The organism is Flavobacterium sp. UM26 (assembly GCF_057922445.1).
On record NZ_JBVHCY010000002.1, the window covers coordinates 110427 to 126297 of the forward strand.

Annotated in this window: 10 protein-coding genes; 5 read left to right on the forward strand and 5 right to left on the reverse strand. The window is 34.3% G+C overall.

All coding sequences use genetic code 11. From position 1 onward, the window contains the following. Positions 1–171 precede the first annotated feature (171 nt). The gene (locus ACZ1AQ_RS02885) at positions 172–594 is read left to right on the forward strand and encodes a thiol-disulfide oxidoreductase DCC family protein (protein WP_489631446.1); all 423 of its coding nucleotides are present in this window, start codon (positions 172–174) and stop codon (positions 592–594) included. Between the two features lie 209 nt (positions 595–803). Here the strand turns inward: ACZ1AQ_RS02885 and glgB are convergent, their stop codons facing one another. The 4 genes from glgB to ACZ1AQ_RS02905 form a co-directional block, all read right to left on the reverse strand. After that, positions 804–2711, reverse strand: a complete 1908-nt coding sequence (gene glgB, locus ACZ1AQ_RS02890) for a 1,4-alpha-glucan branching protein GlgB (protein WP_489631447.1) — start codon at positions 2709–2711, stop codon at positions 804–806. Positions 2712–2747: 36 nt separating this feature from the next. After that, a complete protein-coding gene (locus ACZ1AQ_RS02895) occupies positions 2748–4382 on the reverse strand; it encodes a trehalose synthase (RefSeq protein WP_489631448.1) in 1635 nt (544 codons plus the stop codon). Continuing rightward, positions 4382–6316 (reverse strand): alpha-1,4-glucan--maltose-1-phosphate maltosyltransferase, encoded by a 1935-nt coding sequence (locus tag ACZ1AQ_RS02900; protein ID WP_489631449.1) that lies wholly within the window; start codon positions 6314–6316, stop codon positions 4382–4384. The genes ACZ1AQ_RS02895 and ACZ1AQ_RS02900 overlap by 1 nt, the downstream gene beginning before the upstream one ends. A 78-nt stretch (positions 6317–6394) precedes the next feature. Continuing rightward, entirely contained in the window at positions 6395–7675 is a 1281-nt protein-coding gene (locus ACZ1AQ_RS02905; RefSeq protein WP_489631450.1) for a glucose-1-phosphate adenylyltransferase, read from the reverse strand. Between the two features lie 199 nt (positions 7676–7874). Here ACZ1AQ_RS02905 and ACZ1AQ_RS02910 point away from each other — a divergent pair, with 199 nt between their 5' ends. Next, on the forward strand, positions 7875–8741 hold the full coding sequence (locus ACZ1AQ_RS02910; RefSeq protein ID WP_489631451.1) for an alpha/beta hydrolase: 867 nt from the start codon (positions 7875–7877) through the stop codon (positions 8739–8741). 30 nt (positions 8742–8771) lie between these two features. Here the strand turns inward: ACZ1AQ_RS02910 and ACZ1AQ_RS02915 are convergent, their stop codons facing one another. Further along, on the reverse strand, positions 8772–13217 hold the full coding sequence (locus tag ACZ1AQ_RS02915; protein WP_489631452.1) for a translocation/assembly module TamB domain-containing protein: 4446 nt from the start codon (positions 13215–13217) through the stop codon (positions 8772–8774). Between the two features lie 240 nt (positions 13218–13457). On the opposite strand from ACZ1AQ_RS02915, the gene tsaD reads away from it, so the two are divergent. Genes tsaD through ACZ1AQ_RS02930 form a run of 3 tightly spaced genes read left to right on the forward strand, consistent with a single transcriptional unit; the run spans position 13458 to position 15867 of the window. Continuing rightward, on the forward strand, positions 13458–14480 hold the full coding sequence (tsaD, locus tag ACZ1AQ_RS02920) for a tRNA (adenosine(37)-N6)-threonylcarbamoyltransferase complex transferase subunit TsaD (protein WP_489631453.1): 1023 nt from the start codon (positions 13458–13460) through the stop codon (positions 14478–14480). A gap of 2 nt (positions 14481–14482) precedes the next feature. Next, positions 14483–15187: a 16S rRNA (uracil(1498)-N(3))-methyltransferase gene (locus ACZ1AQ_RS02925; protein ID WP_489631454.1), complete on the forward strand. Its 705-nt coding sequence runs from the start codon at positions 14483–14485 to the stop codon at positions 15185–15187. A gap of 38 nt (positions 15188–15225) precedes the next feature. Continuing rightward, complete coding sequence (locus tag ACZ1AQ_RS02930) at positions 15226–15867, forward strand: DUF4159 domain-containing protein (protein WP_489631455.1); 642 nt, start codon at positions 15226–15228, stop codon at positions 15865–15867. Positions 15868–15871: the final 4 nt, after the last annotated feature.

The following is a 15871-nucleotide window of genomic DNA, read 5'->3' on the forward strand; positions in this document are numbered from 1 at the left end:
AACACACCCCTAACCCCTCTCAAGAGGGGAATTAGTTCGCCTCAACACAAAAAATTAATTGTATTTAATTCAAATTTTAAATCTAAACCAAAAACTAGAGCGATAGCCAATAATAAAGTAATTTGCGGTAATTAAGTATATTCTGAAACCTAAATTAATACCAATAAACAAATGCAACATTCCTTATCACTTCCTGAAAACAAGAAAATCATCCTATTTGATGGCGTTTGCAATTTGTGTAATACTGCCGTGCAAACCATTATACAACACGATAAAAAAGATGTTTTCCGTTTTGTGGCTTTGCAAAGTGAAATGGGTATAGCCATACAAAAACATATTGGGATTGACACGCGCAAAATAGACAGTCTAGTTTTTTATGCGCCTGGGGTTTCGTATTCGTATAAATCGGAGGCGGTTTTGGACATTGCGAAGGAGCTTGGCGGAATTTTTAGTTTGGCTATTGTTTTTAAAATCCTTCCTACTCCCCTTTTGAATTCCGTTTATGATTATGTGGCGAAAAATAGGTACAAATGGTACGGTCAACAGGAACACTGCTGGATGCCTACTCCTGAATTGAAAGCAAAATTTTTATAAATCCAATAACGTTCTCACGAAGACACTTGCGTGAGTGATGGCAGTGGAGCTCTTTTTTTATTTTTCTTTTTTTGGAAAAATAAAAAAAAGCGGGAACGTACAGCACGACCTCCTCTAGCCTTTTTCTGGCTAGAGGAGGGCACGCCCAAATAAAAAAACGTTTGTAAAATACTAGGTCTTACAAACGTTTTTGTTTTGAATACGTTATGTCATTTCATTTTGAATACGGTAATAGCCAAAGGAGGCAACGTTAAGGCGATAGAATAATCTCTGCCATCATAAGGTGTGGCTTCAACTTTTAGCTTTCCGCTTTGTTGCACGCCACTGCCACCAAATAACTTGGCATCGCTATTGAATAGTTCAACTAATTCTCCTTTTCTAGGAATCCCTATGCGATAATTTTCTCGAACTACTGGAGTGAAATTGCAAATCACAATCAAATCGTTGATTGGATCATTCCCTTTACGGATGTAGGTCATAACTGCATTCTCGTGGTCAGAATAATTAATCCATTCGAATCCTTCTGGACTAAATTGCTTTTCGTACAAGGCTGGTTGTGATTTGTAGAGTGCATTCAGTTCGGTAATTACTGTTTGAATCCCTTTATGAAAAGGATATTGTAGCAAATGCCAATCCAAACTTTGCTCGAAATTCCACTCCCCACTTTGTCCGAATTCTGCGCCCATAAATAGCAACTTGGTTCCGGGATGTGTGAACATATAACCATACAACAGTCTTAGATTTGCATACTTTTGCCATTCATCACCAGGCATTCTTCCTGCTATTGAATGTTTACCATAGACCACTTCGTCGTGAGAAAGTGGCAACATAAAATTCTCTGAGAAAGCATAAGTCATAGAAAAAGTCAACTCATTTTGATGGTATTTTCTATAAACCGTCTCTTTTTGAAAATAATGCAAGGTATCGTGCATCCAACCCATCATCCATTTCATTCCAAAGCCCAATCCACCGGCAAAAGTTGGTCGAGAAACCATAGGAAATGAGGTGCTTTCCTCAGCTATGGTTTGTACGCCTTCATAATTGGCATAAACGGCTTCATTAAAATCTTTAAGGAAACTTATCGTATCTAGGTTTTCGCGTCCACCAAAAATGTTTGGTTCCCATTCCCCATCTTTTCTAGAATAATCTAAATACAACATTGAGGCAACAGCATCAACGCGTAATCCGTCTACATGATAGTGGTGCAACCAAAACAAAGCATTACTTATCAAGAAAGAGCGTACCTCATTACGCCCATAGTTAAAAACCAAACTCTTCCAATCGGGATGATAGCCTTTTCGGCGGTCAGGATGTTCGAATAGATTTGAGCCATCAAAAAAACCTAGCCCGTGTGCATCATCTGGAAAATGAGACGGTACCCAATCCAAAATTACTCCAATTCCTGCATCGTGCAAACGATCTACCAAATACATAAACTCTTGTGGATTTCCAAAGCGAGAAGTTGGCGCAAAATACCCAACCAACTGATACCCCCAAGAAGGATCGTAGGGATATTCCATAACGGGCATAAACTCCACGTGTGTAAATCCTGTTTCTTTCACATAAGCCACAAGGTCTTTGGCCATTTCAGTATAACTCAAGAAACTATTGTCTTCTGCGTGGCGTCTCCAGGAACCGAGATGCACTTCATAAACAGAATAGGGTTTATCTAAAGCATTGTGCTCTTTACGTGTGGTCATCCATTTATCATCCTTCCAATTAAACTCTAGATCCCAAATCACAGATGCGGTATGTGGTGGTTTTTCGCAATAAAAAGCAAAAGGATCTGCTTTCTCAGTAACGATACCATTATTAGAAGATTGAATTTTATACTTATACGTTGTCCCTTTGCTGATGTTTGGAATAAAACCTTCCCATATTCCTGAAGAATCCCAACGTACATATAACTCATGATTACCTGCTATCCAGTAGTTAAAATCTCCAATCACAGAAACCGACTCCGCTGAGGGTGCCCAAACGGCAAAATATACTCCTTTCACGCCATCCACTTCTATAGGATGTGCGCCTAATTTTTCATAGAGACGAAAATGCTTCCCTGCTTTAAACAAATCAATATCAAATTCGGAGAAAAGAGAATGTGCTTGTACTTTATTCATTTTGTATTTTTTAAACTGATTGCTCAGTACTGTAACTTATTTTGTTTTAAAATTCATAATACTTGCAATTCCTGTCAGTGGAATTACAGACCAACGAGGTCTTGAATTTAACTCATACCCCAATTCGTACACTGCTTTTTCGAGCAAACAATATTTGAGTAAAAAGTCAATTTCATTTTTGTAACCAATATTAAGATTGCCACCCTGCGCCACCTCGGTATAGGTTTGCAAAAAGATACCAACAAAGTATTTATACAACAACTCACCAGCCAAAAATAGTTCAGCTTGTTCATAATTATACTTGTCCTTATTATTGAAAATCGTAGCATAAATGGCATAATGAAACGAGCGGAACATTCCAGCCACATCTTTCAACGGTGGTTGTTTTACTTTTCGATCACGAATAGTACTTTCTGGTTCTCCTTCGAAATCTAAAATGAAAAAATCTTCCCCATTTACTAATACTTGACCTAAATGAAAATCACCGTGTATTCTAATACGTTCTGATTTCATTTTGGTCCAATCAAAATCTAAGAAAACCTTACGAATGTTCTTTTTTTGATCCAAAAACTGATTCGCCAATTCCAGAGCCAAACCGTCTAATTTGTGTAAGTTGTTTTCTAAAATATTCAACCGATTTTGGAATTGATAAGTCAAACGATTCTTTAACCACACCGAATAATCACCATTATAAGTTATTGGTGTAAAAGCAGTTTCATGAATATCGCTCCCTAAAGCAATGTGCATTTCGGCAGTACGCGTAGCCAAGGTTCTAATTCGCAAAAAAATCTTTAGCCCTGCCCAATCGATAATCTCATGTGGAATATCATTCAATCTCAATCTAGAGAACAACTCAACGTCTGGTAATTTGTCGATTTTAATTTTTCGATAGCTCAAATTTTCAAAAATTCGGTCTACTTCTTCGAGCATAAACTTCCATGCATCGCCTTGATTTGGCACCAACTCTTGCATTAATCCCAACGTTATGTTCCCTTCTGTCAAAATAACGCTAATACTTCCAGTGTAGGCCGGTGAATTTTCAAAATGCATACGCTCTGTCAAAAACCTGCTAATTTCATAATCTGGATTCATATTGATATAAATCCTTCTGAAGATTTTTAAAACCAAAGTATCATTGTAAATTATAGAGGTATTGCTTTGCTCTACCCCCATAAATTTAGAACTCTGATAGGTCTTTTGGGTTAATTTGGAACCACAATGAAAATTTAACTTGGCATCAATTTTTGCATTAGAATGGACAATATTATCAAATAACAATTTGCGGAAATCTTCCTGATGAAGCGCATCGACCAAATAACCTTGAACACCATTCATAATTACTGGAGCGATAACCGTATTGGTTTCTAAATCCACCTCAGACATGAATGAAATGGGCATAAAATAATGTTGATAGAAGGCTTCTTTAAAATTAACTTCAAACAAAACCCCATAATACGTGTGCTTTTTTGAAGAAATTTGAAAGGATTCAACTATTTCAATATACTTTAAGGTACTGGATTTACCACCATACCATCGTTTATTGATAATGTAATTCTCGAGTATATCCGAAGAAAATACTTTGACAAAATCTTCTTCGGCAAAAGCGTTTTTCCAATCAATATTGAAAACAAACGGATTTTGGAATTCGTCTTCGTTAATTTTATCAACCATTACTTAATTATTTTAAATAAATGAAAAGGTACATTAGGGCTTAATTGTATAAAATTCCATTCGTTTTCCCAATAATAAGTCGCATCAGTAATCAAATCGTGTACACGAATAGGCTGATTTCCTAACTGGGCATAAGGCAATCTCACCATGGCTTGAACCATATGTTGATCGTTTAAACTAACGACCATTAAGGTTTCATTTTGTTTATTATCGTCATATTTGTAATAAGCAATAACTTGATCGTTATTGGTCTCACAAAAAACGATATTATTGGTTTGTTGTAAGGAATTTTGTTCTTTTCTAATAGTATTAATCTGGGTTATTCTATGGATCAAATTGTTTTGAATACTCCAATCCCATTTTACAAATTCATATTTCTCAGAATTCAAATATTCCTCTTTTCCTTGTGCCAAAGGTTCGCTAACCATATATTCAAAAACAGGTCCGTAAATCCCTACATTAGAACTTAACGTAGCGGCTAAAAAGTACTTTTGCAAGTGAATGGATTCATTACCACCTTGCAGCGCAAAAGGATTTATATCTGGAGTATTAGGCCAAAAATTCGGTCTATAAAACTCTTTTTGAGAAGATTGCGTCAACTCCGTAACATACTCTATTAATTCATATTTGGTATTTCTCCAAGTAAAATAGGTATACGATTGACTAAATCCTTGTTTTGCTAATTCATTCATAATTTTAGGTCGCGTAAAAGCTTCGGCCAAAAACAAAACATCAGGATGTATTTTCTTAATTTCACCAATCAACCATCCCCAAAAATAAAACGGTTTGGTATGTGGATTATCTACACGAAATACTTTGATATTACATTCTTCAATCCAAAACAAGGCCACATCTAGTAACTCTTTCCAAAGGTTTTTCCAATCTTTTGTTTCAAAATAAATAGGTTGAATGTCTTGGTATTTTTTGGGTGGATTTTCAGCATATTGAACCGTCCCATCGGGTCGCCACTTAAACCATTGTGGGAATTCCTTAACATAAGGATGATCGGGAGCCGCTTGTAAAGCATAATCCATGGCAACCTCAATACCTAAATCTTGGGCTTTTTTTACTAAAGATTTAAAATCTTCTATAGAACCTAATTCGGGATGGGTTGATTTGTGACCTCCATATTGCGAACCAATCCCCCACGGAGAACCGACATCACCTTCTTGTGCATTAGTGGCATTGTTTTTCCCTTTTCGATTGATTTCTCCAATAGGATGAATCGGCGGAAAATATAAAGTGTCAAAGCCCATAGCAGCAACTCTAGGCAATAATCTTTCGCAGTCTTTAAAAGTACCATGTTTTCCTTGTTCTTGTGATGAGGATCTAGGAAAAAACTCGTACCAAGTACTGAACAACGCTTTTTTTCTGTCCACATAAACCTTTAATTCTAAGGATTTATTTTCGATGTAACGAACAGGATATTTTTTGAAAATACTCTTCAATTCATAAGAAGTAGCCTCTTTAATGGCTTCATCGTAGTCCGCTTCGGACTTGAAAAGCTGAATTAACTTTTTTAAATATTCTTTCTCTGATGCCTCTACCTTTTTTATGATAGCTTCTATATATTCAGCTCCTTCAAGTAATTCAGATTTTACATATTGATGATCTTGAATTTTGCGCTCGGTCCCATGTTGCCAATTGAGTGCATAATCAACCCATCCTTCAACAAAATAGCTATAAAAACCTTGTTTTTCAACTTTAAAACTTCCATTCCATACATCATTATGAGTAGGCCACATTCTGACTTCTTGCCATTTTTTTTCCGATTCATGTTTGTATTTGATACAACATTCAATTACATCATGACCATCCGAAAAAACATCAGCTGTAAGGGCTACTGTTTGTCCCACTATTCTTTTGATAAAATGAGCACCTCCATCAAGTTGGGGCATCACATTTTCAATAACAATTCGAGTTTGCTTTTGCATAATATTTAAAAAAATTAACTCATTTTCTATTCTCTAGAAACTGATACTATATTCATAAATTTATAATACTTTGCTGTATTATTCGATTCTAAAATTATCAGGTAAGGTTTTTCCTTTTTTGATTACCACAATACCATCTTTGATAGCGTACAACTCCTCAGAACAATTGGCTAGATGTTTTCCTCCATTAATATATACGTCATTACCAATTCTACAATTCTTATCTACTAAAGCATGATTAATGTAGCAACGTTCGCCAATACCTATCAGTTGGTTGTTGTTTTCGATATCGTCTTTCATATCAGTTAGACTTTGATAAAAATCATTACCCATAATATAAGAATTCTCAATTACGGTCCCTTCCCCTATTCTGGAACGATTGCCAATGACTGATCTTTTGATAGCTTTGGCATTGATAATACACCCTTCTGATATCAACGAATTGTCCAATTGAGTGCTTTTAAACTTCGATGGGGGTAATAATCTTGGTCTGGTGTAAATTTTATTATCGTTATCGAATAAATTAAAGTCCGGAATATCATTTGTCAAACCAATATTGGCATCAAAAAAAGACTCAATATTTCCGATATCCGTCCAATAACCCTCGTATTGATAGCTCAGTATTTTTTTATTACCAACTGCTTGAGGAATAATTTCTTTTCCAAAATCCTTCGTTTCTGGATTTTTCATCAACTCGACCAATAGTTTTTTGTTAAAAATATAAATTCCCATCGATGCCAAGTAATGCTTTCCTTGTTGTTTCATTTCATCGCTAACATCAGATTCCCATTGTGGCAAAAGTTCGGCGGCTGGTTTCTCGATAAACGCTTCAATAAAACTTTGGTTATTGGTTTTTAAAATTCCAAATTCTGGAGCGTCTTTGGCATTTACGGGTAATGTCGCTATAGAAATATCAGCATCATTATCGATATGAGCCTCAAGCATTTCATTAAAATCCATTTGATACAATTGATCCCCCGATAAAATCAAGGCATATTCAAAATCATGATTCAAAAAGTGAGGCATGCATTGTCTCACGGCATCAGAAGTTCCTTGAAACCAAGTAGGGTTATCTGGAGTTTGCTCTGCTGCTAAAATATCAACAAAAGCATGACTGAAAATACTAAAGTTATAGGTGTTTTTAATGTGAGCATTTAAAGATTTGGAATTGAATTGCGTTAAAACAAACATTCTAAAAATATCCGAATTCATACAATTCGAAATAGGGATGTCAACTAAGCGATATTTCCCAGCAATAGGGACCGCAGGTTTTGAACGAAATTCCGTCAATGGATACAATCGAGAGCCTTGACCCCCTCCCAAAATAATAGCAATTACATTCTTTTTTTGCTGTTTCATTTTCTTTTAGTTAAAAATATTACACCTAATAAACGCTTGAATAAGAAATTAATAATTTGAACAAAAAAATCATACAAATCCTAGTTATCCAGACATTCATCAAAAAAATGGGAGATAAATTAGATTTTATATTACTTTTATGTTTCTTAAATTTAGTAAAAAAGAACGTCACTACAACTTTTTAAAAAAAATTAGTAAAATGCCAAAAAGAAAGACTAGTTCGCCAAAAAATTTGCGAATTCCAAAAGTAATTTTATCAACCGCTAAAATATTCGCTTTTATTTCAACAAAATTAGTCACACGTTTTGCTGCCAAACTTTTTGTAACCCCCATCAAACATAAGACTCCAAAAAGAGAACATGAGATGGAATCCAAATCCAAAAAACAAATCATAAAAGTTGCAACAATTGATAAAGAAATAATGACCTACCACTACGGAAATGCTGACAAAAAAATACTATTGGTACACGGCTGGTCAGGGAGGGGTACTCAGTTATTCAAAATAGCCGATGAACTATTAAAACATAACTTTGCAACAGTAAGCTTTGATGCACCTGCGCACGGAAAATCACCCGGTCGAACTTCTATCATGACCGACTTCATTGAATCTATATTAGAAATCGACAAACAATTTGGTCCTTTCGAAGCAATTATTGGCCATTCTTTAGGAGGCATGTCTACATTGAATGCAATAAAAAAAGGTCTAAAAGTAAAAAATGCAACCGTTATTGGAAGTGGTGACGTGGTTCAAGATATCGTTGATGACTTTGTTTACAAACTAAAAATTAGACCAGAAATAAGCAACCATCTCAGAGATTATTTTGAAAAAAAATATGGCAGTGTCATGGATGATTATTCTGCTTACAAGGCTGCTGCTAGTATCGAACTTCCAATTTTGGTCATTCACGATCACAACGATTTAGAAGTACCCGTTTCTGCTGGAATCCATATCCATGAACATTGTAAAAATGGGACGCTTTTGTTAACCAATAATCTAGGGCATCGCAAGATTTTAGGAGATAAAGATGTTATCGATACAATAGTTGCTTTTATAAACAAAAACTGATCAAAGAAGCAGTAATTCACCTCATAACCATCAATATTCTTCTTCAGGAATAAGACCTTCTTGATTTTTCTTGGGTTTTTCAGGTGCTGGTTTTTTTGATTTATTAAAGTTAATATAATCAGGGCTTAATGAGGAATCATCATCCACATGTGTTGTTTTGGATGGGATAACCAATTTATGCTTTTTAAATATTTGCTGAACAAACTCTTTGAACGTATCAAAATCGACATCATACGAAATACCGACACCTTGGGTATATCCTATTCCTTGTCCAATATAATTGATATCATTCTCTTTATTGAACAATCTCAGATTAAAATTACCCGCTTCATTTACTCTATATAAAATTTCTACGTCACCTATAATCGCGGATTCATTTACTCCCCCAAAAGGCACCCCGACTTTACCGTTAATGGTTATTCTTTCATTCAATTGTGAAGAAAGGGTAGCTACAAAACGCCCGTCTGTCTCCCGCCCTGCTCTTCTATCAGCTGTAATAACATTTACACCAACTTTAAATTTATCATTATCGGATTTAATTATATCTCCCAAGAGTCCAGAAGCTGTTTCAAAAAGACTCGTTGAAAAATCTGACTGACTTATACCTTGGGCACTCAAAAAACTTCCCGAAGACAACAAATAAAGTGCTTGCGTTTGTCTGGTGTCCTTGTCATTCAATTTATATTGGATTTCGGATTCTAAAACAGAACTCACCGTTGGAAATACAATATTAAAATCGGGCTCAGGTCTTGCTAAATCGCCTCTGATACCTACTACCACTTCAACAGGTACTTTGGTATTAAATGAAGAATTTTCTAGTAACACCGAAGGATTTGCTGTTGTTTTGTACACCGCTTCAAGATTCAACTGTGCTTTCATAGGGTTTCCTTCCCATATGATTGAACCTCCTTTTTTAACAGCAAACTTTTTATCGATTAGTCCTCCATATTTAAAATTATAGGTCCCTTCGTACGCTTGAAAATCACCCCACATATTGAATTTTCCTAAAGTATTGATTTTAAAAAGTAAAGAACCATAACCCTTACCTTTCATTCCATGCCCCGTATTTCTATCCAGAATTACTTCAACTTCAGCGTTGGGGTTGATATCAAAATCAAATTCTAATTCAAGTCCGTTATAATCTCTTAAACGTTCCGTAATTCCGTTTTTGCTATTGCTTTTTTCTTTTGCAGTAACAAAATGAATGAACCCATTTTCACTAACACTTTCGGCATTATTTATCGGAATTTTAACCGAAGTACCTTTCTCAGATTTCGCTTCTACTTTTATAAACAACCCATCAACGGGTCCTTTTATCAAAGCTGAACCATCTATAAAAGCTGTTCCAAAGTAAGCTGCGTCTTCGCTATCTTTTGTATCTAAGGCCAAAAATCGTTTAGAATCAATTGTCAAATCTAATTTCCAATCCGAAAATTGATTGTGCTCCACCACGCCATTCAAAATCCCTTTGGTATTGAATTTCGTATCTATAATAGCATTATTTCGGAACAAAAACTTTTCGTTAGATAAATCAACAATAGTTCTGTCTGCCAATTCATAATCAACATTTAAATAAGGAATATTCATTCCTGCTCCTTCTAAATACAAACGTCCATTTATATCTGGCTTAGCGGTTGTACCTTGAACTTTAGTGTTTCCAGAAGCTAATCCTCTTATATTTTTAATAACCTCACCGCCTACTGGACTCAAAAAAGCCAAATTAAATTTATCCAATTTAATATCTAGATCAAGAAGAGTTTCATTATTTACAATTTCAAAGTGACCATTTGCACTAAAGGATTCGAAACTATCGTTCTCTAAATTAGATTGTATGGTAAACTTTTTAAAACTCTGATCACCCTGAATATCAAAAGCTAAATCTCCAAAAAAAGTATCATTTATTTTCAATCGTTCCACAAAAACAGAAGCTGTTGGCTTATAAATAGCGACCTCTTGCTCAAAATTCACCTCTCCACTAATATTTCCATTAAAAGCAAATTGATCGCTCGAAGGGGTTATCTTTTTTAAATCAACTCCCTTAAAATTAAGATGCAGGTCTTTATAATTACTTCCTTTGATAAAACCACTTAAATCTATCTGCTGATCTTCATGGGTCAATACAATATCATTTATGGCAAAATTCTTTAGTGCTTTATCAAAAATAATTTGGTTACTTTTGGTATCCACTTCATTCAGATTCCACACATAATTTTTGAATTTTATATCTGATTTACTAAAACCAATAACATTATTTTTACTCTTATCAATAGTATGATAAAGATTAAGATTAAAAACATCTTCTCCTTTTTCGCCCCCTTTAAACTCAGTTCTTATTTTCAAAGAATCCTTCATGGTAACATTGATCAAACTGAAATCTCTAATTTTATAAACACCTGTTTTAATGCTATCCAATTCAACAAAGGTGTTGAATAAAGGGTTTTTATTATCGATTGCAAGTCTAACATTATCTAGAGTTGTTCCGGAGGCTGTAATCTTCTCTGCATTTAAACTCATTTTGAATTCTTTGTTATCTGCATTGATTAATCCCTTTACTCTTGCATCAGAGGCTAAAGCGACTTCAGGATACAAAACCTCGACTATTTTATTAAATATAGTAAAATCAAATTTCAAGTATTGTCCTTTTGCAACAAGTATAGGCTTGTAATTTCCATAAAGGCTTCCTAAAGAATTTTGAACTAAGGCCTCTAATTGATTAAACTTAAATTTACCTATTACTTGTCCTTGACCAACATCCGTAGAATTAATACTTAACGTTCTTACATTATCAGCATCAAATACTGAAGAAACATGCACATCGTCAAAAACATAGGTTTTTTTTGAATTTACATAACTGGCATTTCTTAAATAAATATCCCCCGATGTATTATCTATAGAATTGCCTTTGGCATTCACCACTACATCTCCTTTGAAATTAGAAATTACATCTTTATCAAAATGCAATTGATGCAGATGAGCTTTATCAATGGCAATATGAAAATCATAATTGTTTTGTTTGCCACTTAAATCTACTAAACCGTCAAATTTCAAGACCAAATTTGGATCGTTTACAGTTGCAGTACCCTTATATAAAGGCATTTTAAAATGACCATCCAAAACCACATTACTGTAGTTATAATTATTATACTTAATTTTTGTAACTGTACCTTTTACATCGGTATCAAGGCTTTTTTCAGTAAAACCTAAACCGTCAATCGCAAGATTCAAAGTAGTTTGCCCCATATCTTTCTGTTCGAACAAGGCGCCCAGATCAAAATTAAGCAAATCAACATTTCCTTTATACTTGGCTATATCAGATTGATCCATATTCAAAATAACCAAGTCTGATGTAACAGTTCCAATAGAGGTATTCATCCTAAAATTGGCCTCAATATTTTGCGTTGTCAATTCGGTATCACCAACCAAATCAACTTTCCCTAATTTTTGTAAAACAGTAGGGAGACTTTTGCCTAAAACATTAGGCAAAATTGTAACCAAATCATCGTAGCTAGTAGTCAATGATTTGAACTTCCCCTTCATATAAAACTCTTGCCCTTTTGAAGGAAATAAATTTTTGAAATTGATACTTCCAATTATCCTTGAACCTTTTTTGTCAAAGAGAAAAAGATCTGTCAAACTCAAATTGTTTAAAGTTCCTTCAATTCTAGAACGTGCTTTAAAAAATAGGTTTTGTCCCAATTCATTGTAAAAAAAACGGATATCATTAGAAGCAATCGAGGAAGATTTCAACTTAACATCAAACTTTACTTTGTTATTGAAATCTGCAAAATCCTCAATCTTATAATTTAATTGTACATCAGCCTTAAGCGTTGACTCTTTTGTAGCCAAATCTAGATTCTCTAAACGAATGCGTTTTTTGTTGTAACTAAATTTAGCACTTAACCTTTTTACAAAAACGCCGCGATGGTCCTTAAAAGAAAGTTGATTAATATTAGTATGCACTTCGGGCCCAAGAATTTGAAAATTACTGATCTGAGCATACAGTTTTGTAAAGTCTACATCCTTTGGAATTGCTCTATTTTCATCGATCATAACAAAATGCCCGTTAGCAATAAAAACTTCCCTAGCAGTCATTAAAAAAGGCTTAGTTGAAGGTTTTCCTGTTTCAAAAGCTTCAATGAAAACATCTAAATTGGTAAATTTTTCTTTTTTGTAGGTCTTTAAATTAAAAAGCAATCCGTCCAAACGGATATCATTAAAAATCAAATCGCCATCTAGGGCTTTTTTCATCCCTATAAGATTTGTTTTAATTCTATTGGCATAAATCAAAGTGTCTTTATGATGGTCTAGAATCAGTACTTTTTTCAATTTTACTCCACCAAAAATAGAAATTGCTACTTCGTCAATAACAATAGAAGTACCATAAGAGGAATTGATTTTATTCATTACCTCTTTGGCTATGCTTGTTTGAACTACAGGAAGCGAAAGAGCAATTCCTGCTACTAACAATAGAAGCAAAAGAGCCAAAGCAGCACGTAATAGTATTTTTTTTATTTTTTTGATAACCGAAATATTAAATATTCATTTGGTAAACCGCATAGCACTAGAGAGACCTAAAGACACTCATAGACTTAATAAAGCTATAAAACTAATGACTTGAGGTGCCATTTCATAAAAAATAGCTAATTTTGACCAAGCGGTAAAATTAAAGAATTTTACTGCCATTAATCAAAATAAATTTAAAATTTGTCCCTTTTTATGCAAAATCAAGACGTTTTTATTCTTGCTATTGAAAGCTCTTGTGATGATACCGCAGCAGCGGTTCTTTATAACGACAAAGTCTTATCAAATGTTGTAGCCAATCAACTTATACATAATCAATATGGAGGTGTGGTTCCAGAATTGGCATCAAGGGCACATCAACAAAATATAGTTCCTGTTATTGATGCTGCGCTAAAAAAAGCCAATATTACCAAAGAACAACTGTCAGCCATTGCCTTCACGCAAGGTCCTGGATTGATGGGTTCATTACTTGTAGGGAGCTCGTTTGCTAAATCTATGGCGACAGCTCTTTCAATCCCTTTGATTGCTGTAAACCATATGCATGCTCATATTTTAGCACATTTTATTGATGAAGAAGGATATCAAAAGCCAAAATTTCCGTTTTTGGCTTTAACGATAAGCGGAGGACACACTCAGATTGTTCGTGTTGATGGCTTTTTTGATATGACCATAATTGGAGAGACAACAGATGATGCCGTAGGAGAAGCATTTGATAAAAGTGCAAAAATTCTAGGATTACCCTATCCTGGAGGTCCTTTAGTAGATAAACTAGCACAATCTGGTAATCCTAAAGCCTATACATTTACCAAGCCTAAAGTTGCTGGATTAGATTTTAGTTTTTCAGGTTTAAAAACAGCTATTTTGTATTTTATTCAAAAGAATCAAAAAGATAATCCGAACTTTATTGAAGAAAACAAAAATGACATTTGTGCTTCTATACAATACACAATCATTGCTATTTTGATGGACAAACTAAAACAAGCCGTCAAAGAAACAGGGATAAAGCAAGTAGCAATTGGCGGTGGTGTCTCTGCCAACTCAGGAATTAGAACTACTTTACAAGAAGCAGAAAAAAAATACGGTTGGAAAACCTTCATTCCTAAATTTGAATACACCACAGACAATGCCGCAATGATAGGAATAGTTGGTTATCAAAAATATTTATCGCAACATTTTGAAGCAGCTTCGGTTGTTTCAAAAGCAAGAATCCCATTTTAATCATGCAACTATTTTACAATTCCTCGATAAACGAAAACAGTACTTCTTTTGTATTTGACAAAGAAGAAAGCAAACATATCATCAAAGTCCTTCGAAAAAAAGACGGCGATATTCTTTTTGTTACCAACGGATTAGGTTATTTATTTAAAACAGCTATCACTTTAGCTTCAGATAGCAAATGCAATGTTTCGATTTTATCCTTCGAAAAAATTCCGCCTTCGCTTCACCCCTTGCATCTAGCTGTAGCACCTACCAAAATGAATGATCGCTTTGAATGGTTTCTAGAAAAAGCTACTGAAATTGGTATTCAAGAAATAACTCCTATCTTTTGTGATCGCTCTGAAAGAAAAGTAATCAATAAAGAACGATTTGAAAAGATAATCTTGACAGCAATGAAGCAATGTAATACTTGCTATTTACCCAAATTAAATGAGGCGATTTCATTTAAAGACTTCATAAAACAAGAACACGATGGGTCTTTATTGATTGCACATTGTGAAGAAACCGATAAAAAATCATTAAAATCTGTTTTAAAAAAGAATACAAAAACAACCATACTTATTGGTCCTGAGGGAGATTTTTCTGAAAAGGAAATTGAAACTGCACTAGCCAATAACTTTATTGCTGTGACATTAGGCAAAACTAGGTTAAGAACAGAAACAGCGGCTGTTGTAGCTTGTCATAGTGTAGCTTTTTTTAATGAATAACAATATTTGAGATAAATTCTCTTTTAATAATTTTGATAATGATAAAACCTCTTTTATTATTTATTTTTTTAATTTCTTTCGGAAGCAATGCGCAAGAAATTGCACTACTGAAGTACAATGGCGGAGGCGATTGGTATGCTAATCCTACCTCCTTACCCAATTTGATTCGGTTTTGCAATAACAACATCAATACCAAAATAAAAAACAAACCAGCTACTGTTGAGCCCAATAGTCCTGATTTATTTTCCTATCCATTTATTCACATGACAGGGCACGGAAATGTTGTTTTCAATGATTCGGAAGCAGAGAATTTAAAAAAATATCTTGAAGCGGGTGGCTTTTTGCACATTGATGATAATTATGGAATGGATCAATACATTAGAAAAGAAATAAAAAAATTATTTCCTAATTATGATTTGGTTGAGATACCTTCTGGTCATCCAATATTCCAAAAACCCTTTGTTTTCAGTTCTGGCTTGCCAAAGATTCACGAACACGATGGCAAAAGACCTCAAGCCTATGGAATATTTATAGCCAATCGTTTAGTGTTACTTTATACCTACGAATGTGATTTAGGCGACGGTTGGGAAGATGCCGAAGTAAACAATGACCCAATAGAAGTTCGACAAAAAGCACTAAAAATGGGCGCAAACATCATTAATTATATTTTCAATAATTAAAACT